14 protein-coding genes are annotated in these 20,970 nt (G+C 31.9%); 4 read left to right on the top strand and 10 right to left on the bottom strand.

What is annotated here, in order from left to right; translation table 11 throughout:
* Nucleotides 1-57: 57 nt before the first annotated feature.
* The 9 genes from lspA to sppA form a co-directional block, all read right to left on the bottom strand.
* Nucleotides 58-528 carry a signal peptidase II gene (gene lspA / locus K337_RS0104700; RefSeq protein ID WP_028855579.1) on the bottom strand — a complete coding sequence of 157 codons (471 nt, stop codon included), beginning with the start codon at nt 526-528 and terminating at the stop codon, nt 58-60.
* A gap of 87 nt (nt 529-615) precedes the next feature.
* On the bottom strand, nt 616-3,417 hold the full coding sequence (gene ileS / locus K337_RS0104695; protein ID WP_028855578.1) for an isoleucine--tRNA ligase: 2,802 nt from the start codon (nt 3,415-3,417) through the stop codon (nt 616-618).
* On the bottom strand, nt 3,410-5,782 hold the full coding sequence (locus K337_RS0104690; protein WP_028855577.1) for a sensor histidine kinase: 2,373 nt from the start codon (nt 5,780-5,782) through the stop codon (nt 3,410-3,412). The genes ileS and K337_RS0104690 overlap by 8 nt, the downstream gene beginning before the upstream one ends.
* Before the next feature lies 1 nt (nt 5,783).
* Nucleotides 5,784-7,946 carry a Tex family protein gene (locus K337_RS0104685; RefSeq protein ID WP_028855576.1) on the bottom strand — a complete coding sequence of 721 codons (2,163 nt, stop codon included), beginning with the start codon at nt 7,944-7,946 and terminating at the stop codon, nt 5,784-5,786.
* Nucleotides 7,947-8,060: 114 nt separating this feature from the next.
* On the bottom strand, nt 8,061-8,936 hold the full coding sequence (gene galU / locus K337_RS0104680) for a UTP--glucose-1-phosphate uridylyltransferase GalU (RefSeq protein WP_028855575.1): 876 nt from the start codon (nt 8,934-8,936) through the stop codon (nt 8,061-8,063).
* Nucleotides 8,937-9,035: 99 nt separating this feature from the next.
* A complete protein-coding gene (gene metG, locus K337_RS0104675) occupies nt 9,036-10,949 on the bottom strand; it encodes a methionine--tRNA ligase (protein ID WP_028855574.1) in 1,914 nt (637 codons plus the stop codon).
* 35 nt (nt 10,950-10,984) lie between these two features.
* The gene (locus tag K337_RS0104670; protein ID WP_028855573.1) at nt 10,985-11,617 is read right to left on the bottom strand and encodes a lysophospholipid acyltransferase family protein; all 633 of its coding nucleotides are present in this window, start codon (nt 11,615-11,617) and stop codon (nt 10,985-10,987) included.
* Nucleotides 11,618-11,787: 170 nt separating this feature from the next.
* Complete coding sequence (locus K337_RS0104665; protein WP_028855572.1) at nt 11,788-12,147, bottom strand: YbaB/EbfC family nucleoid-associated protein; 360 nt, start codon at nt 12,145-12,147, stop codon at nt 11,788-11,790.
* 175 nt (nt 12,148-12,322) lie between these two features.
* Nucleotides 12,323-14,032, bottom strand: coding sequence for a signal peptide peptidase SppA (sppA, locus tag K337_RS17700; protein WP_037029167.1), 1,710 nt, complete (start codon nt 14,030-14,032; stop codon nt 12,323-12,325).
* A 463-nt stretch (nt 14,033-14,495) separates the two neighbouring features.
* Between sppA and K337_RS0104655 the strand changes: the two genes are divergently transcribed.
* Complete coding sequence (locus K337_RS0104655; protein ID WP_037029166.1) at nt 14,496-16,016, top strand: AbgT family transporter; 1,521 nt, start codon at nt 14,496-14,498, stop codon at nt 16,014-16,016.
* A gap of 160 nt (nt 16,017-16,176) precedes the next feature.
* Here K337_RS0104655 and pepF read toward each other — a convergent pair whose 3' ends face one another.
* On the bottom strand, nt 16,177-18,150 hold the full coding sequence (gene pepF / locus K337_RS0104650; RefSeq protein ID WP_245584869.1) for an oligoendopeptidase F: 1,974 nt from the start codon (nt 18,148-18,150) through the stop codon (nt 16,177-16,179).
* 379 nt (nt 18,151-18,529) lie between these two features.
* Here pepF and K337_RS0104645 point away from each other — a divergent pair, with 379 nt between their 5' ends.
* The 3 genes from K337_RS0104645 (at nt 18,530) to K337_RS0104635 (ending at nt 20,931) form a co-directional block, all read left to right on the top strand.
* On the top strand, nt 18,530-19,168 hold the full coding sequence (locus tag K337_RS0104645; RefSeq protein ID WP_028855569.1) for a YitT family protein: 639 nt from the start codon (nt 18,530-18,532) through the stop codon (nt 19,166-19,168).
* Between the two features lie 109 nt (nt 19,169-19,277).
* A complete protein-coding gene (locus K337_RS0104640) occupies nt 19,278-19,658 on the top strand; it encodes a thioesterase family protein (protein ID WP_028855568.1) in 381 nt (126 codons plus the stop codon).
* A gap of 49 nt (nt 19,659-19,707) precedes the next feature.
* The gene (locus K337_RS0104635; protein ID WP_028855567.1) at nt 19,708-20,931 is read left to right on the top strand and encodes a uracil-xanthine permease family protein; all 1,224 of its coding nucleotides are present in this window, start codon (nt 19,708-19,710) and stop codon (nt 20,929-20,931) included.
* Nucleotides 20,932-20,970 lie beyond the last annotated feature (39 nt).

The following is a 20,970-nucleotide window of genomic DNA, read 5'->3' as shown; positions in this document are numbered from 1 at the left end:
TCCCGCTTCTCATTCTTTAAAACTAAAAATTTTTCTAGACATAGATTATACTGATTTTTAGTTTTTCTTTTTTAGTTGCTTTTTCTTTCTCTCTAATATAATTACTTCTAATATCAGTAAAAATACTCCTATATTAATCCAAACATCTGCCATGTTAAATACAAACTTCCAAATACCTCTAAAATCTGCAAAATCAACTACAAATCCTCTATATATCCTATCTATCATATTCCCAATAGCACCTGCTAATATAAAAGCATATGCGTATTTCGAGATGACTTCATGAGGTTTCAGCTGCTTTATCATGAAATATATTATTCCTAATATAGCTATTATGGCTACTATACTAATAGTTTTTATCTCCCCTTGGAACATTCCAAAGGCCACACCATGGTTTTTTACATAAGTTATATGAAAAAAATCATTTAAGATGCCTACAGTATCTCCTTCAGACATAGAGCTTGCTACTAATTCCTTAGTCCATTGATCTATTCCTAAAAGGGCTACAATTAAAATAATTAACCTCATGTTTGCTCCCCCTACTTTAATTTAGAGAAGAGAGGAAAGACCTCAATCTATCCTCTCTCCTCCTTATAACTTAATTATACTTAATTTTTATTTTGTCATTACATCTGTACATCTAGGACAAATATCAGTATACTCTGAATCTGTTCCTAAGTTTTCAGAATATTTCCAACATCTTTCACATTTTTCTCCAGCTGCATGACTTACTTTTAGATTTAATCCTTCTACTTCTTCTGCTACTGTAAATTCTGCTGTTGCTTCACTTACAATATCAAATTGAGATACTAAGAATACTGTCTCTAAAAGATCTTTATTAGATTCAACAAAAGCTTTTAATTTTTCATCAGCTATATGTAATTCTAATTTTGCATCTAATGCATTACCAATTATCTTATCTTCACCTTGTCTAGCTTTTTCTAATACTTTATTTACTTCTTTTCTAAGTTTTGAAATTTCATCCCACTTAGTTCCTAATTCTTCATTGATCCATTCAGGGTTAGCTTCATACCAAGAAGTTAATAATACTGAATCTGTATCTTTAGCTGCATCTGGTAATTTACCCCAAATTTCTTCTGCTGTAAATGATAACACAGGTGAGATCATCTTCGTCATAGCTACTAATACTTCATACATAACAGTTTGAGCCGATCTTCTAGCGTTTGAGTCAGTTTTCTCTACATATAATCTATCTTTGATTATATCTAGGTAGAATGCTGACATCTCGATCCCTGCAAAATAATGAACATCATTGAATAAGTTATAGAACTCATATTTATCATAGTTAGCTGTTACATTAGTTTTTAATGTTTCTAATCTATGTAATGCCCACTTATCTATCTCTGTTAAGTCTTCATATGCTACTTTATCCGTTGCAGGATTAAAGTCATTTATATTTCCTAGAATATATCTGGCTGTGTTTCTAACTCTTCTATAAGATTCAGAAATTTGCTTGATTGCGTTATCAGATATTCTTACATCATCACTATAGTCTACAGATGCACACCATAATCTTAAGATATCTGCTCCATATGTATTTATTATATCCATAGGATCTACTGTATTTCCTACTGATTTAGACATTTTTTTACCATCTTTATCATTTACAAATCCATGAGTTAAGATAGCTTTATAAGGTGCATCTCCAGTAGAACCAATAGAAGTTAATAATGAAGTTTGGAACCAACCTCTATGCTGATCTGATCCTTCTAAATATAGATCTGCAGGTCTTCTTAGGTAATCTCTAGTATTTAATACACTTCTATGAGATACTCCAGAATCAAACCATACATCCATGATATTTGTTTCTTTTCTTAACTCTATATCTTTTAAGTTGTACTTTTCTAATAATTCTTCTCCAATTAACTCTTCAGCTGAATATTTAACCCATGCTGCCGATCCTTCTTTTTTAACTAATGCAATAACTTTATCAGCTATTTCAGTGTTGAAGATCTCCTCTCCAGTCTTGTTGTTATAGAAGATAGGGATATGTACTCCCCAAGTTCTTTGTCTAGAGATACACCAGTCAGGTCTGTTTTCCATCATAGTAGTCAATCTATTTCTTCCCCATGCAGGTAAGAATTCTACATCTTCTAATGCTTTTAATGCTTTTTCTCTAATGTCTGATCCCTCAATCTTTACGAACCATTGTTCAGTTGCTCTAAAGATTACCGGTGTCTTACTTCTCCAGTCATGTGGATAAGAATGCTCTATTATTTCTGTATGTAATAAGTGACCTGTTTCTTCCATATATGCTAAGATAGCTTTATTTGCTTTTTGATAGTACATTCCAGAGAATCTTTCCCCGGCTTCATCTGTTAAGTGACCATCTTGGTCTACTGGACAGATTACTTCAATACCATATCTCGTAGCTACTACATAGTCATCTTGACCATGTCCAGGAGCTGTATGTACACATCCAGTACCAGCTTCTAAAGTTACGTGGTCACCTAAAATAATTAATCCAGTTCTATCTAAGAATGGATGCTTATATGTTAATTTTTCTAATTCTCCACCTTTAAATTTCTTGATTAACTCGGCACCTTCTATTCCCATATCAGCTAATGCTTTTTCTGCTAGTCCCTCAGCTAATACTAAGTTCCCTTTAGATGTCTTATAGATACCATAGTCAAATTCTTCATTTAGACAGATAGCCATATTAGCAGGAATTGTCCAAGGAGTTGTTGTCCAGATTACAAATGAAGCTTCTTCTATACCCATTACTTCTAATGCATCAGGGTTAGCTTCCATCTTAAGAAACATTGTTGGTGATTTATGGTTATGGTACTCTATCTCTGCTTCTGCAAGAGCTGTTTTACTTACAGGTGACCAATGTATCGGCTTTAATCCTTTAAAGATATATCCGTTTTCATATAACTCTTTGAAAACTTCTAATTGCTCTGCTTCATATTCTGGATTTAAAGTTAAATAAGGTTTATCCCATTCAGCTAATATTCCAAGTCTTTTGAATCCTTCTTTTTGCTTTTCAACCCATTTTTTAGCATATTTAGTACATTTTTCTCTAACTTTTAGAGGATGCATATCTTTTATCTTATCTCCTAATTCCTCTGCAACTTTAAATTCGATTGGTAATCCATGTGTATCCCAACCTGGAACGTACGGTGCATCAAAACCTTGTAATCTTTTATATTTTAATATAATATCTTTTAATATTTTATTTAATGCATGTCCAATATGTATATCTCCATTGGCATACGGAGGTCCGTCATGCAATATAAATTGCCTAGCACCCTCTTTTAAACTTTTCTCATATATATTTTGTTTTCTCCAAACATTTAACATTTGAGGTTCCTTCCCAGCTAAATTAGCCCTCATTTGAAAATTTGTTTTTGGGAGATTTAGGGTTTTCCCATAATCTTTTTTCTCTTCAGACATTCATATCCTCCTTATATCTATTTAAAATTATTTTTATCTCTGCTCCTTCACCGAGTTTTGATTTTATTTTAATAATCCCTCTATGGCTACTGATTATCTTGTTAGCGATAGCAAGGCCCAGCCCTGATGACTCTTCATTTCCACTGGCAAATGGTTCGAATAAATTTTCCCCTAAAGCCTTTGTAGATATCCCTGATCCATTATCAAGAATTTTTATTTTTATATTTTCATCATTTACCTTAGATATTATATTGATCCTACCATTTGTGACTCCAGTTATAGCATTCAGTGCATTATTTATAATTTCACGAAATGCTTTTGTAAGTTCTATAGAATCTCCTAAGAAATTGGCTTCTTCACCTAAAAATAGAGAAATATCTCTATTTGGATTACATCTAACATAACTTTCTACTACCTCAGTTAAGAATTTATTGATTTTTAATTTCTCAAAATTATACTCCTTTTTATCGGAATAATCAAATAATATCGAGTCTTCCCTATTGATATTACATATCTCATCTCTAAATTCTTTAAAAGCTTCACCATTTATTTGATCATTATTATAGAGTTTCATCATCATCAGGGTATATTTTTCAATTACTTTATTTCTTCTGTAGATAATTTTTTTAAACATACGTCCTATGGCGATATCTCTTTCATTGGTTATTTTTTCCAGCTCAATCTGTTGATTTTCATAGTGTATCCCAACATTTAATAGGATTACATTAAATAACTCTACATCTTCAACCTCTATCCTTCTACCAGAGATATAATTATCTATTAATATACACCCAACATTTTGATCCCCATTAAAGATCGGCAATATCATAAAATTACTCAGACCAAACCCCATAAGAAGTTCGCTTCCCAGATAGATCTTATAACCTCTTCTGTTCTCAAAGATAATTCTCTTTTCCGATATAGCCTTATGAAATAAGTTATCATCATTTTTTATCTTGATCAATGGAACTATCTCTTTCATAGTTTCATACCTCAGATCAAAACTAGAGAGTTTATCTTCCTTAATTATATTTCTATTTTTCCTTATTTTTTTACCTACCAGACAGCCCTGTTCATTACTATATTCAAAAAATATCGCTCTGTCATAATTTAAGCCTACACCAGAAGTAAACCCCTTCAATATTAGATCTATTATCCCACTGTCACTAGGTTCCTTTCTTACACCTAGGAGGAGTTTTTCCACTCCTTCTACCCTGTGAATATAAGTTTTTAATTTTTCATTCTGATCCTCTAATATAAAATTGTTATTTTTTAATTTTTCTACCATTTTTTTTGTAGCAAGACTCAGAAGTTTTATCTCACTGGTCCCATTCAGCCTCACATCTCTATCTAAGTTTCCCGAAGCTATATCATCTACTGCTAGAGACAGATCTTCTAAAGGCATTAGAAGCTGTTTAAATGTACCATTTATTATAAATGAATTGAGTAAGATCAAGATTATTGTGGCTAAGATTATTAAAGACATGGTTCCCGTTTTAAACTTAGTCAATGCCGGTTCTGATAGACTGAGTACCAGATAACCAACTTCCTTCCCAAAAGAATTTAATACTGGCCTGGAAACAATATTATAGTCTATCCCTTTAATGGTTAAACTTTTAACACTATATCCTTTTTCATTTAATTTTATCAGCTTAGCTTTTTCCTTTTTTAACCTGTTTAATTCCATGGCAGTTAAGGATAATGGGGCTCTACTTTGATATAACCCTAAATCTTCTACATCGTCATGGTCTGCTACCATAAGATATTTGTTTCCTCTAAAATAATCTTTTTCTAAAGGTATTTCTACTAAAACAGCATAGATTTCATCATTTTCTTCTATTGGAACTACAATTTCATAATAAAATTTTTCCTCTAGTTTATCATACATAACAGAATCTATAGTTATAGATAATTTATTTCTTACAATTCTCAAGTTCTTAATAAACTCATTATTTATTTCAGTATGCATACCGTTTTCATCCAATATTGACCCGTCTTTTCCTATGACAGTCAATCTCGACTCATGATAGAGACTAAAATTCTTAGATATCAACTCTTTTTTCATATTCTCATAGATCTCTTTATTTTCTTCCGATGTTCGGATCGAAGTTATAAAAAGGTCTTTTTTTACGAACCCTTCAGAGTTAGCAAAATTTATAAGCTCATTTATAAATTCAGTATTTCTTATATCCAGCATATCCTCTATCACTTGAAACTTTTCTACCGCTTTAATAGAAAAGTTTTTTTCTAATTCTTTAAATACGAAAATAACAACTAGTCCTATTATTGTCAGTCCCGTAAGTAACATAGACAAGTCATTATATAATATCGTTTTAAAAAGTAATGAATCTCTTTTTAGCTTCATCTTATAGTCCTTTCTTAGTTAGTGCTACCCTGTTTCTATTATGGTCTATACTGTCTACTTTTACTTTTATTATCTCTCCTACTGCCAGCTCACTAGTCATATCTACTACTCTTTTCTGAAATTTAGATATATGCAGTAGTGCATCATTTTTTAATCCAATATCGATAAAAGCTCCAAAGTTGACTACATTTCTTACTGTCCCTTCTAATTCCATTCCCTCTTTAAGATCAGATATTTTTAATACATCCGATTTTAGGAGTGGTTTTGGTATATCATCTCTAGGGTCTCTTCTATCCCTAATCAATGCTTCATAGATATCTTTAGCAGTTTCTTTCCCTACCTCTTCCTTGGTTATAAATTCTTCTAAATTCATAGTTTTCAAGTTAGATCTCACACCTTCTAAGTCATCCTTATACTCAACTAGACTAGTCTTAGTATTTTTTAACATTTTTTCAGCTATCTTATAAGATTCCGGATGAATTATAGTGTTATCTAATGGATTTTTACTTTCAGGTACTATCAAGAATCCTGCCATCTGTTCATAGGCTTTAGCTCCTAATCCTTTAACTTTTAGTAATTCTTTTCTAGTAGTAAATTTCCCATTTACCTTTCTATATTCCTCTATGTTTTTCGCTACATTTTTCTTTACACCAGAAATATAAGCTAGTAATGCCCAAGATGCTGTGTTTACATTTATCCCAACTGAGTTTACTACTCCCTCTATAACATCTCCTAGAGAACCCTCTAATTTCTTTTGATTTACATCATGCTGGTACATCCCTACACCAATAGATTTTGGATCTATCTTTACTAATTCTGCTAACGGATCCTGAATTCTTCTAGCTATAGATATAGCTCCCCTTACCGTTACATCAAAGTCAGGGAATTCTTCTGCTGCAATTTTTGATGCAGAATATACCGAAGCTCCAGCTTCATTTACAATGAGGTATTTCACATCTTCCTTGACCTCTTTTAGTAGTTCTGCTACAAAGGCTTCTGTTTCACGAGATGCTGTTCCATTACCAATAGCTATAATATCTATCTTATACTTTTGTATATACCCTAATATCTTCTTCTTAGCTTCCTGTAATTTCCCTGGATTATGCATTCCCTTTACCAGGTATAATACGTCATCCATCTGGTAAAATCCATCTGAATTTATAACAACAGTTTTACATCCTGTTCTATAAGCTGGGTCTAACCCTAAGATATTTTTCTCATGTAGAGGTGGTTGTAAAAGTAGGTTCTTTAAATTTTCTTTAAATATTTTAATGGCATCTAATTCACCTTTTTCAGTCATGATGTTTCTTACTTCTCTTTCTACAGATGGTAAGATAAGTCTGCTTAAAGCATCCTTTACTACATCTAAATAAAATTCTTTTAGGTCTCTATTTATAAATTCACTCAATAGATGAAATTCTACCATCTCTTTAGTTTTATCATTTAATTTTATAGATACTGAGATAATCTTTTCTTTCTCTCCACGATTTACAGCTAATATTCTATGAGATGGCATTCTAGACACATTTTCTATATGCTCATAGTAATCTTCATATGTTTTTTTCTCATCTAAGTCTTTATTTTTTTTGACTAAAGTTGTATTAACTTCACCAAATTTTAACATTCTTTCCCTTATATTTTCCCTGTATTTAGCTTTTTCACTTATATTTTGAGCTAAGATTAATTTAGCTCCATCTATAGCATCTTTTGTTTCTAATATATTTTCATTGATATATTTCTTTGCTTCTTCCTCTATATCACTCAATGTTATTCCTAATTTTCTTGTATACATAGCTAGAGGTTCTAAACCATTCTCTATTGCTGTATCAGCCTTAGTTTTCTTTTTCTTTTTATATGGTAGATATAAATCTTCCACTTTTTGTAATTTTTTAGCTCCTAAAATTGATTTTTTAAGCTTCTCTGTTAACTTACCTTGATCGCCTATTAATTTTATAACCTCTTCTTTTCTCTTTTCTAAGTTTCTCAAATAGGTAATCTTTTCTAATATCTCTCTTATTACTACTTCATCTAAATTTTCTGTAATTTCTTTTCTATATCTTGAGATAAAAGGAACTGTAGCCCCTTCATCCAACAATTTAATCGTATTTTCAACCTGTTCCACTTTAATTTTTAGCTCTTCTGCTACTATTTGGTTAATATTCAATTTTTATCCACCCGCCTTCGTATTTTTACTCATAATTATACCATATCAAACACTTTTTTTAAAATAAAAAGAGAGTATAGGAGGGTTTTATCCCTTCTACACCCCTTGTTTTTATTATAACTTTATTGTTTCTAGATATTCTTTCAGCCCGTCTTTTGTCTCTTCGTTACGCAGACCAAACTCTATATTGGCTTTCAGTAAACCTAGTTTACTCCCAATATCATATCTTTTACCCTTAAATCTATATGCTCCTATATCGTTTCCATCTTTTATCATAGCCAAGATTGAGTCTGTAAGTTGTATCTCTCCACCTACACCTGCCCCTTGCTTTTCTAGATGTTTAAATATATCACTGGTCAACAGATATCTCCCTAAACAAGCCATCTTAGAAGGTGCATCCTCTAAATTTGGTTTCTCTATAAAGTCCTCCATCAACACAGTATCTTCATCTAGGTTTTTAATTGGTTTTACAATCCCATATTTAGATACATCTTCATCTGCTACTTCTTGAACTCCTATTACACTATTACCGTGTTTCTCATAATTTTCAATAAGCTGCTTAGTTACAGGTTTTTCATCATTATACATAATATCATCACCTAGAGCAATAACAAATGGCTCATCACCTATAAATGGTTTAGCTTTCAAGATTGCATGTCCCAATCCTAGAGGATGATTTTGTCTTACGTAGAATATATTAGCCATATCAGATATATCCTTTATCTTATTTAATAATTCTAATTTTCCCTTTTTCTCTAGAGTAGTTTCTACTTCATAAGAATAATCAAAGTGATCCTCTATTGAATTCTTATGTCTTCCTGTTACTATAACAATATCTGTTATTCCAGATTCTACTAATTCTTCAACTATGTATTGTAATGATGGCTTATCTACGATAGTCAGCATCTCTTTAGGTTGAGCCTTTGTTGCTGGCAATACTCTAGTCCCTAATCCTGCTGCTGGTATAACTGCTTTTGTAATTTTTCTCATTTTTTTACCTCCACATACTCGATAGTTTCTTTTTCCCACAATTTTATAAGTTTATTCAATCTATAAAACTGTGGGATTTTTTGGAAAATAATCTGTATATTACTTTATCTTACTAGCTACTTTTACAGCTTCATCTATAAAGATTAATTTAGTTCTCTTTTTTTCAACTGTCGTCAGTAACATCCCTTGTGATATTTCTCCTTGTAACTCTACAGAGTTTAAGTTCAATACTGCCATAACTTTTTTCCCTACTAATTCTTCAGGTTTTTTATAAGTCTTAGCTATTCCAGATACTATTTGTCTGATTCCTGACCCTGTCTCTACCTTGAATTTAATCAATCTTTTAGAACCTTCTACTAATTCTGCTTCTAATATCTCCACTACTTTCATCTCTATTTTTTCAAAATCAGTAATCTCAATAGGGTTTTCAATAACTAAATCTTTATTTATCTCTAACGTTACTTTTTCTACAGGTTTTTCCAATCTTGGGAAAATAGGAGTAGCTTCTCCTAATTTATGTCCAGCTTTTAGGATATCCCATGCTTTTATATCTTCTACCTTAGCTGTTTTTATATCCCCATCAATTCCTAATTGTTCCCACATCTTAGAAGCTGATTCTGGAATATATGGATATACCATTACCGCTATTTTATTCAATGCTTCCACTAAATTTTTCAATACTACTGCTAATCTAGGTTTCCCTTCATCAGTTTTAGCTAGAGCCCAAGGCATAGTTTCATCGATATATTTATTCATTCTTGATACAAATTTCCATATAGCTTCTAAAGCCTTAGAAAATTCAACAGTACTCATATATTTATCTACTTCTGCCAGTGTTTCTTCCCATAATACCTTAATTTCATCATCATAAATTTCATGGCCTTCTCCCGCTTCAACTACTGAACCAAAATACTTACTATACATTCCTAAGGTTCTATTTAATAAGTTTCCTAAGTCATTAGATAGGTTTGCATTTACCCTGTTGATCATAGCTGTAGTGTTATAGTCTCCATCACTTCCAAAATGAACTTCGCTAAGTAGGAAGTATCTGAATGCATCTACACCATATTTTTCTATTTCTGCAATAGGATCCACTACATTTCCCTTAGATTTTGACATCTTTTCTCCTGCTACAGTCCACCATCCATGAGCTACTATCTTCTCTGGTAATTTCTCCCCAGCAGCTAATAACATACAAGGCCAGATTATAGCATGGAATCTTAATATATCCTTTCCTAACAGGTGTACTATCTCTCCATCTTTCCAGAATTTAGAGAACATATCTTCATTATTTTCATACCCTACAGCAGTTAAATAATTTGTAAGTGCATCAAACCATACATAGGTAATATGTTCTTCATCTATCTTTAAAGGAATTCCCCAGTCAAAAGTATTTCTTGAGATAGAAAGATCCATCAATCCTTGCTTTATGAAAGATATAACTTCATTTCTTCTGCTTTTTGGCAGGATAAATTCAGGATTTTCATCTATATGTTTTAATAACATATCTTGATATTTACTCATTTTAAAGAAGTATGACTCCTCTTTTACTACTCCTAGTTCTTTACCACAATCCGGACATCCATTTTCTCCTACGATTTGATTTTCAGGAACAAAAGTTTCACATGAAACACAATATTTCCCCTCATAAGACCCTTTATATATATCCCCATTGTCATATACTTTTTGAATGATCTTTTGTACTGCTTTTTTATGTCTATCTTCAGTTGTTCTAATAAAATCATTGTTATCTATATTTAATTTTTCCCACATCTCTTTAAATCTTACTGACATCTTGTCTGTCCACTCTTGAGGAGTGTATCCCATCTCAATAGCTTTTTCCTCAACTTTTTGACCATGTTCATCTGAACCAGTCAAGAAAAATACATCATATCCCATTGTTTTTTTATATCTAGCCAATACATCTGCTGCTATAGTCGTATAAGCACTTCCCACATGGGGATCTCCATTTACATAATATATAGGTGTTGTTACATAAAAATTTTTACTCATAATATTTCTCCTTCTATTTTTAATATTTATTATTTTTAATTGTTTAATTTAATTTCTGCCTGTTTATCTAACTCCAATAAGATTTTCTCTACTTTCAATGCCACTACATTTAGGTCTTCCTCGGGTGCTATACTTATAGGCTCTCCCAATATACAAACTATCTTAGAAAACGGCTTAGGTAGTTCTATCTTATCCCAAGTTTTTTCAAATACCCATTTATTTTTAGATGCAGCACCAATTGGAACCAATTTTTTCCCGGATCTTTGAGCTAAAAACAACATACCAGGCTTAACCTTATATACAGGTCCCTTTGGCCCATCTACTGGTGTTCCTACAATATATCCATCTTTTAAAAATTTAACCATCTTCAAAAGGCCTTTAACTGCATCTCTTCCACTAGAACCTCTGACTACTTTATACCCAAATTTTTCCAAGGGTACACTGATTAATTCACCATCTTTAGAAGCACTAGCAAGAGCAGCTTTTTTCTTTAATTTATCCATAATCACAGTAATGGGAACTATTTTATTATGCCAAGAAACATATACTGCATTTTCATCCATAACTCCTTCTGCGCTTATCTTTTCAACTTTATAAGTTTTAGATAAAACTCTTAAGATATAGTAGATCAGCAATCCAAATATCTTATATTTTTTCTGTTCCTTCATCGATTCACTCCCTATTTCCTTACTGATTATAAATTTTAGTTATACCACTATATTATAGCACAACTTTTTTATATTCCCAGCAAATAATCACAGTAAATCAAAAAAAACAACATAATATTGTACAAAAAAAAGAGCTCGAAAGCTCTTTTAGATATAATTTGAAGTTATTCTTAGAATAACCCTGGAATATTCATTCCACCAGTTACTGATGACATCTCTTTTTCTGCTAATTCTTCAGCTTGTCTCATTGCTTCTGCTACTGCTGATACGATAAGATCTTCTAACATCTCTTTATCGTTATCTTCTACTGCTTCCTTTAAGATTTCATCTGAGATATTTATTGAAAGGATCTCTTTTTGTCCATTAATCTTAACGTTTACTGCTCCTCCACCTACTGAAGTTTCTAATTCTTTACCTTTTAATTCCTCTTGGATCTCTAACATTTTTTGTTGCATTACTTGAGCCTGCTTTAAGATATCCCCTTGATTTCCTGCCGCTTTATTTCCTTTAGATTTAATTTTTCTAACCAATTGTTGTTCCTCCCTTTATTCATTCTCTTTATTTAAATGCATTTCTTGCTTCTCTATGACAATATTTCTAATCTATGAAATAAATATTCATTCGTAAAAATATTGGTTATACCCTTTACAGATGACTATTACTTCCTAAAAGTATAGCATATCTACCTAGGACAGTGTCAATAATTTAATTAAATTCATAGGGCATCAATAAAAGTGGTTTTTTCGCCTCAAATCGTACAGATTCTATCATAGGCGCGTTTACAAAACTCCTCACTTTACTATATATATTTTTATACCCCAATATAATTTCATACATCCCTTTTTTCTCTGTTATTTCAATCACTTGGTAGTCTGCTAATTTTAAATCTGCTGCTAGAGTTTTTATAGTGGTTTCAAGTCCGCCAATTTCATCTACCAGTCCATTCTCTATTCCCTCTTCTCCTAACCAAATTCTACCACCTGCAATACCTTCTAGTTTATCTAAAGGAATATTTCTTCCTGTACTTACTCTATTTTTAAATTCATCATATATCCCTAAGCTAGATACCCTTATCTTTTCACTTTCTCCCGGTGTCATCTTTGCCGTCAACGAATTCATTCCAGAATACCTTCCTTTTTCTACCCTTTCTATATTGATCATCGTTTTTTCTACCAATCCACTTATCTCAGGAATTATAGATACCACACCTATAGACCCTGTTATAGTTGATTTTGTAGCAAATATTCGTTTTGCCCCTGAAGATATATAGTAGCCTCCTGATGCCGCTACTCCTCCCATAGATACATAGACAGGTTTAGTCAATTTAGAGATTTCATGATGGATTATTTCAGAAGCAAGAGCAGAACCACCAGGAGAGTTAACTCTCAGCACTATTCCTTTTACCTCTTCATCTTCGTCTGCTTTTTTCAACTCTTTTTTCATACTTTCTATATCTATGCTATTTTCACTTTCACGGCCGCCACTATAAACTATGTCTCCAGAAGCGTATATCAAAGCAATTTTTTCTTTTTTCTTAGTCTTTTTAATGGTAGTCAAATAATCCTCTAAAGATAATTTATTTCCCACTTCGTATTTTTCATCAAATTCGCTCTGATAACTGAGTCCATCTATAAGACCTATTTTTTCTCCATATATTGGATTTCTCATAACCAGTTCTCCATCTAATACAGCTTTATTCATTGCAATTTCTTCTATATCTCTTCTTTTAGAGATCTCTTCTATCCTATCATTATATACTCTGTCATATACCCTTTTAATATCTTTTTTAAACTCTTTTGACATCTTACCTTTCGAATACTGCTCTCCGTAAGCTTTATAATTTCCTATGTGTATTACATTAAATTTTATACCCACATAGTCTGCTAATCCTTTAAAATAATTAAATTCCCTATAATACCCACTCAAATCAATCATAGCCGATTGAATCGGTGGCATAACTATCTTTGTAGCATATATCCCCAATCTATAATTTTGATTATTTATATTTCTAGTAAATGCATATACTTTTTTCCCGCTTTTTTTAAACTTATCCAACGCTTCCCCAATTTCCTCTATATGGTTAGCTGAAAGATCTACACGGTCAATATCCATATATATCCCATCTATATTAGGTTCCTTAGAAGCTTCTTTAATTCCTTCTAATACCTGGTATAGATTTAAAGATTTTTCTAATTTAAATAACCCTCCTCCATCTTTTTCAATCATTCCCTTAGAAAAATCAAGTTCTAGATATGTATTTTTTTCAATTACAACTTCTTTTTTATATTCAGTTAAAGTAGCAGTTAATACTCCTGCTATAATAGCTAAAAATATTATCACCACTAAGGCTGCTTGGAATACTTGTTTTGAAAAAAACAAAATAATCTTCCCTATATATTTTAATATCATTTTCATTTTACACCTCATCATTAATATTTATTATTTTATCTATAATTCAGTTTATCACAAAAAAACACCTAAAGTGTATTTTTTTACTTTAAACCTAATTCTTTTCTATAGGTAAATTATAGATCAAAGTTTTAATTTAAGCAATAAAATCTGTTTTTTTCTAAGATTTGACCTTTTTATTTTGTCTTTTTTTTATTAAAATCAAAGTTTTATTAATTTTATTTAATTTTAACCATTATTTTAGAAACATTTTAGTTACTAAAAAATACTTCTAAAAAACAACCATAACCAAAAATAATACTATTTTTTTATAACAAAACCCTTTTATATCACTTCCATGTTCTCTTATAGACAGTTTCATCCTGTTTTCAAAACGAATTATTTGACTTTCTCTTTTATCTAAGTTATACTCCTAATATAATTCTAATAAAAAACTAAATTTATTAATTAAAAACTCGAGGAGGAATGTATGAGTACATCAACAATTAAAAGCAAGAAAAAAGTTAGTTTCGTTGACAAATTTTTAAACGTAATTGAAAAAGGTGGTAATGCATTACCACACCCAGCAACACTATTTGGTATCTTAGCACTTGTAATGGTCGTTATATCTGGAATAGGAGCAGCATTAGGTTGGTCAGTTGAATTTGAAGGAATAAATAGAAAAACAATGCAAATGGAAAACATGGTTATCCAAACTAGATCTTTGATGAATGCAGAGGGACTTAACTATATCTTCACACATATCGTTACAAACTTTACTGGATTTGCTCCTCTTGGAACAGTTTTAGTAGCTATCATCGGTATCGGTGTATGTGAAAGATCTGGATTAATGGCAATCTTATTAAAGAAAACAGCACTTTCTACTCCAAAGAAGTTAGTTACTGTAATGGTAGTATTCTTAGGAATAATGTCAAATGTTGCATCTGATGCTGGTTACGTAGTATTGCCACCATTAGCAGCATTAATATTTTTATCATTTGGTAGACATCCATTAGCAGGATTAGCAGCAGCCTTTGCCGGTGTATCAGGAGGATTCTCAGCGAACCTTTTAATCGGTACAATAGATCCATTATTAGGTGGTATCTCTACAGAAGCAGCTAGACTTTTAGACCATGCATATGAAGTTGCACCTACTGCAAACTACTTCTTCATGTTTGTTTCTACATTCTTAATAGCTGTCATTGGATGGTTTGTTACAGAAAAAATCGTTGAACCTAGACTAGGAAAATATGAAGGGGACGACACTTTAGAATTTGATGAAGTTACATCTGTAGAAAAGAAAGGTTTAAGAGCTGCTGGATTAGCAACTATAGCTTTAATCATCTGTTTAGTACCGTTATACTTCGTATTAGGTAAAAATTTCTTAGGTCACGGATTAGTTCCTATCATCGTATTATTCTTTGCTGTACCAGGATTAGCTTACGGTATGTCTATAGGAGTTATAAAATCTGATAAAGATGTTATGGGAATGATCAGTAAATCTATGGCAACTATGTCTGGATACTTAGTATTAGTATTCTTCGCTGCACAGTTTATCGCTTTCTTTAACTACTCTAACTTAGGTACTATCTTAGCTGTTAAAGGAGCAAGTTTATTAGAAGCTACAGGAATGACAGGTATACCTTTAATCATTGGGTTTATCTTAGTAGTAGGAATTTTAAACTTATTCATGGGATCAGCTTCAGCAAAATGGGCTATCTTAGCACCAGTATTTATACCAATGTTAATGAGAGTAGGATATACTCCTGAATTTACACAATTAGCATACAGAATTGGAGATTCAACTACAAATATAATCTCTCCATTAATGAGTTACTTTGCAATGATCATCGTATTCATGCAAAAATATGACAAAAAAGGATCTATGGGAACATTGATCTCTATCATGTTACCATTCTCAATGGCATTCTTAATTGGTTGGTCAATCTTATTAATTGTATGGATGTCGTTAGGATTACCTATCGGACCTGGAATCGGAATCTATATGTAATTAATAATTATACAGTAAAAGGCGAGATTAATTTCTCGTCTTTTTTTATTAAAATCCATACTAAAGAGTTATAGGTCAAATTTTCCAAACTATAATTTTTTATGTTTTTCTAAACATTAAAAAAGGACAGATTTTATCTGTCCTTTTTAATCAATATTTCTTAATTAAGTTTATTTATTTCCTCTTCTAATTGATCTAAAAGTTTATCTAAATCCCTGGTAACAGCTTCTACAGTCTCCCTCTTAGACAGATCTACCCCTGCTTTTTTCAATTGATTCATAGGGTTGTCATTCCCTCCTGATTTTAAAAGGGTAAGGTATTTTTCTAGAGCCTCTTCCCTCTCCTTCGCATTATAACTCTCATTGGTTATCCTGTCATAAAATACCGACGATGAAGCAAAACAAGTGGCGTATTGGTATACATAATAAGGAGAATTAAAGAAATGTGGTATCCTAGCCCATAGAACTTCCATTATCTTATCAGTTTCTGTTGAATCCCCATAATATTCTTTGAATAACTTAGCCATAATTTCGCTCAGTACATCTGGCGTTACAGGTTTCCCCTCTTCCACTAACCTATGTGCCTGGAGCTCATAATCTGCCAAAAGCGACTGAAAGTAAAATGTTCCAGTTATCCCCCTGATGGCTTGCTGCAATAATGCGATCTTTTCCTTGGGATCAACGGTATTTTTCAGCATATGGTCGAGTAACAGCCTCTCATTGAATGTAGAAGCTACTTCAGCTACAAATATAGTATAGTCATGGGTTGCAAATGGCTGGTTTTCACTAGAAAGAAGAGTATGCATAGTATGGCCCAATTCATGAGCCAGTGTGAATACATTATCCAAAGTCTTATTATAGTTCATGAGCATATATGGATGGACACCATATACACCTACAGAGTATGCACCACTCCTCTTACCCTTACTTTCATATACATCTATCCAGCCATCACTTATGGCTGTCTTCATCTTAGCTCCATAATCTTTCCCTAAGGGAGCTATAGAATCATATACATATTGTTTGGCATCATCATATTCATATTCTTTTTGAAAATCAACCAATGGAATCGAACCATCATAACTATGATAACTTTCTAATCCTAGTATTTTCTTTCTGAGTCTGGCATATCTCTTCAGTGGTTCACTATTTGTTTTAGCAACCTCTATTAGATTTTCATATACCGAAGTGGGTATATTATTTTTTTCCAGAGCAGCTTCCAAGGTAGAGTTATAATTTCTCGTTTGAGCCACTGCAAAATCTCTTTGTAATGAACTTCTATAGATTGCACCATAGGTATTTTTATAATTTTCAAAAGTTTTATAATGAATATCAAAAGCCTTTTTTCTTTCCCCTTGGTCCAGGTTAGTTGCCATAATTTTACTATAGTTTCCATAAGTCATAGGCAGTTTAGTTCCGTCGTTGAATTCTACCTCACCAAATTTAATATCGGTAGTAGATAACTCCGAATATATACTCTTAGGAGCTCCTTGATACTGACCGTAATAAGAGATTAATTTTTCTGATTTTGCATCCAATATATGTCCTTGCAGTCGATATAATTCCATTAGGTTAAATTCATATGGTTTTAAATCTTGATTCCCCTCTATCCAGCTGGCCATGGTTTCCTTTGGGATTGTCAAAATTTCTGGTGTCACCCAAGCTGTAGAAGTACTATACTGGCTAAAGAGTGTTATAATACGCTGGAGATTTTCCCCGGCTTTTTGATCTGCCCCGTTTAAATCTTTTTTCATATTTGGATATAGATAAACCTTATAGGATAGGATATCCACCTTCTCCTGTAATTTTAAAAATTCTGTAAAAGTTTCAGGATCTTTAGAAATTTCCCCCTTATATCCATCTATTTTATTCATCATTTTTCCCATTTGGGTAAAATCTTTCTCCCACATTGACCAGTCATTGTATATATCGTTTAAATTCCATTTATATTTATTTTCCACCTTTATCGCAACCTCCTTAATTTGGGCTTTTTTTTCATCTGCTTTAACTTTTTTTTCATCCACTTTTTGTAAAGTTATCTTTTTTTCTTTTTTTATATAATTTTGACTCATATAGAGGTGACTCGCTATCCCCAGTGCCAAAATTCCAGTTAATATTAAAATCCTTTTCTTCATATATTTTATCCTCCCCATGTTTTTTCTCTATCAATTAAAAAAGCAACGTGAAGCTGCATCCAAACAAACACAATTAAGGTTTTCTAATTTTCTATACTATCAAAAAAATATTCACGACGTTTCTGATCATTTGAGCCTACTTGTAATGAATTTTTTTGATCTTAATTTTCTTTTTTTAGTTTCTTCTTATTACTAGTATATCTCTAATTTTAAGCTTATTCAACAGATTTTATTTATTTTAAAAATACCAAATTTTACAACTCTTAGTCCCCCCTTTATGTACGTTAAAATATTTTAACTTTTCCATTTACAATACCTAGAAAATAGTATACAATGTATTGTTAAGACTAAAATAATTATACAAAAGGAGAGTAAAGTAATGTCAAAAAGAAAAAAACATCTAACGGAATTTTTATTTATTAATCTAGGATTTTTTATAGCAGCAATGGGTATAACTAACTTTTTAGGCCCTGCAAAGTTTACTGCTGGAGGATTCACAGGACTGGCAATTTTAATAAACACGCTTTTTTCAAATTTTTCCATAGGTCAGGCTATGTTATTACTTAATATTCCTGTATTTATTTTAGGTGCTCTTATTATAGGAAAAAAATATGCTCTTACTACTACATACGCACTTATATTATTTCCATTCTATGAATGGTTTACACATAGTTTCTTAAGATTTGTTCATCCTTCTTCTGATGGTTTAACATTTAAATTTATCGCTGTTGTTGCAGGAGCTGTCTGTATCGGTATTGGAATCGGACTGGCTGTAGCTTTTGGTAGTAACACTGGAGGAACAGTTATTGTAGCTCAAATTTTTCATAAACTTTTCAAATTTCCTGTAGGAAATGTAATGATGGTAGCAGACTGTATTGTAATATTAATCTGTGCTTATTTCTTAGGGTTTGATACAGCTATTTATGCTGTAATCTGTTCATTCTTAATTGGAAAAACTGTTAATTTCACCATTACTAAATCTAAAGAATTTCAGGAAAATATATTTTCTGTAGCTTAAGACAAACTCTAAAGAAACTCTTCATTGAAGAGTTTCTTTTTTTTATTTATTGACATCTATAAATAAATAGAGTATAATTTCGAAAGTTTAAAGTAGAGGAGGTAATACAATGTTAAAAAAAGATCTATCTTACACATTAGAAAAAGTTATAAATTCATCGGAAACTGCCATAAAAATGGAATCTGGCGGATTAGATGTTTTTTCTACTCCAAATTTAATTGCTTTTATGGAAAAAGCTGCATTTCTTAGTGTTGAAAAATACCTGGATAAAGAAAATACCACAGTAGGTATATCTGTAAACGCTAAACATCTAAAAGCTAACTTGGTAGGAGATAAATTAAATTGTATTGCTACATTAAATGAGATCGATGGGAAAAAACTTTCTTTCGAAATTGTTGTTATCCACGAAGAAACTATCGTAGGAAGTTGTTTCCATGACAGGTTTATTGTCAATAAGGAAAAATTTATAAATAAATTGATTAAAAGATAGATTTTACTATCTTTTTTTTTGAAAAAAAATTAGGAGGATTGAGAAAAAAATGCATAAAATTAATGGAAAGACAAAATATTTACTGGGGTTACAACATGTACTAGCTATGTTTGGGGCTACTGTATTAGTACCATTCTTAACTGGACTTAACCCATCTATCGCACTATTAGCTGCAGGGGGAGGTACACTATTATTTCATCTTTGTACAAAGAAAGTTGTCCCTGTATTTTTAGGTTCTAGTTTCGCGTTTATTGGAGCTATCTCTTTAGTTCTAAAGCACGACGGTATTGGTGCTGTAAAAGCAGGAGTTATATCAGCAGGTTTTATCTACATTTTAATGGCTATAATCATTAAGGTATTCGGTGTTGAAAAAGTAAAATCATTTTTCCCTCCAATAGTTGTTGGTCCTATCATCATGGTTATTGGTCTTAGAATGAGTCCGGTTGCTTTAAATATGATTGGATATAGTAATGGTAAATTTGAACCAAAAGGTTTAATTATTGCTCTAGTTGTAGTAGCTACTATGGTAATAATCTCAGTCTTAGAAAAATCATTCTTTAGATTAGTTCCCATCCTTGTTTCAGTTATGGTAGGATACACATTAGCAGTTTTATTTGGACTAGTAGATTTTACTCCTATTGCTAATGCTAAATGGATTGGATTTACAGACAGTGCTTTAAAAGATCTTACAACTCTACCTAAATTTTCATGGACATCTGTTATCGCAATAGCTCCTATAGCTCTAGTAGTATTTATAGAACATATTGGAGATATCACAACTAACGGAGCCGTTGTTGGAAAAGATTTCTTCGAAGAACCTGGAATTCATAGAACTATGTTAGGAGACGGTATCGCTACACTTTTCGCTGGATTAATCGGTGGACCAGCTAACACAACTTATGGTGAGAATACAGGTGTTTTAGCCGTTACCAAGGTTTATGATCCTGCAGTCCTTAGAATCGCAGCTGTATATGCTATCGCACTATCATTTATAGGTAAATTTGGTGCTGTTCTACAGACAATCCCTACTCCTGTTATGGGGGGAATATCTATCATCTTATTCGGAATGATTTCAAGTGTAGGAGTAAGAACGTTAATTGAAGCTAAATTAGATTTTGCTCACTCAAGAAATTTAATCATTGCATCTCTTATCTTTGTTTTAGGAATAGCTATCAGTAATGTAGTTTTATGGGGAACTATCTCACTATCTGGTCTAGCAGTAGCCGCTATTGTAGGAGTAGTTTTAAATAAAGTTCTACCTAAAAATATATAGGAAAATAGAAATATAAAAACAGGCAGCCGTTGGCTGCCT

The organism is Psychrilyobacter atlanticus DSM 19335 (genome assembly GCF_000426625.1).
Classification (GTDB): Bacteria; Fusobacteriota; Fusobacteriia; order Fusobacteriales; family Fusobacteriaceae; genus Psychrilyobacter; species Psychrilyobacter atlanticus.
This window is presented reverse-complemented; position numbering and strand designations above follow the sequence as displayed.

Bases quoted from the DNA above. Each gene is read 5' to 3' on its own strand.
- lspA (WP_028855579.1), bottom strand. From the start codon at position 528: ATGAGGTTAATTATTTTAATTGTAGCCCTTTTAGGAATAGATCAATGG.
- ileS (WP_028855578.1), bottom strand. From the start codon at position 3,417: ATGTCTGAAGAGAAAAAAGATTATGGGAAAACCCTAAATCTCCCAAAA.
- K337_RS0104690 (WP_028855577.1), bottom strand. From the start codon at position 5,782: ATGAAGCTAAAAAGAGATTCATTACTTTTTAAAACGATATTATATAAT.
- galU (WP_028855575.1), bottom strand. From the start codon at position 8,936: ATGAGAAAAATTACAAAAGCAGTTATACCAGCAGCAGGATTAGGGACT.
- metG (WP_028855574.1), bottom strand. From the start codon at position 10,949: ATGAGTAAAAATTTTTATGTAACAACACCTATATATTATGTAAATGGA.
- K337_RS0104670 (WP_028855573.1), bottom strand. From the start codon at position 11,617: ATGAAGGAACAGAAAAAATATAAGATATTTGGATTGCTGATCTACTAT.
- sppA (WP_037029167.1), bottom strand. From the start codon at position 14,032: ATGAAAATGATATTAAAATATATAGGGAAGATTATTTTGTTTTTTTCA.
- K337_RS0104655 (WP_037029166.1), top strand. From the start codon at position 14,496: ATGAGTACATCAACAATTAAAAGCAAGAAAAAAGTTAGTTTCGTTGAC.
- pepF (WP_245584869.1), bottom strand. From the start codon at position 18,150: ATGAAGAAAAGGATTTTAATATTAACTGGAATTTTGGCACTGGGGATA.
- K337_RS0104645 (WP_028855569.1), top strand. From the start codon at position 18,530: ATGTCAAAAAGAAAAAAACATCTAACGGAATTTTTATTTATTAATCTA.
- K337_RS0104640 (WP_028855568.1), top strand. From the start codon at position 19,278: ATGTTAAAAAAAGATCTATCTTACACATTAGAAAAAGTTATAAATTCA.
- K337_RS0104635 (WP_028855567.1), top strand. From the start codon at position 19,708: ATGCATAAAATTAATGGAAAGACAAAATATTTACTGGGGTTACAACAT.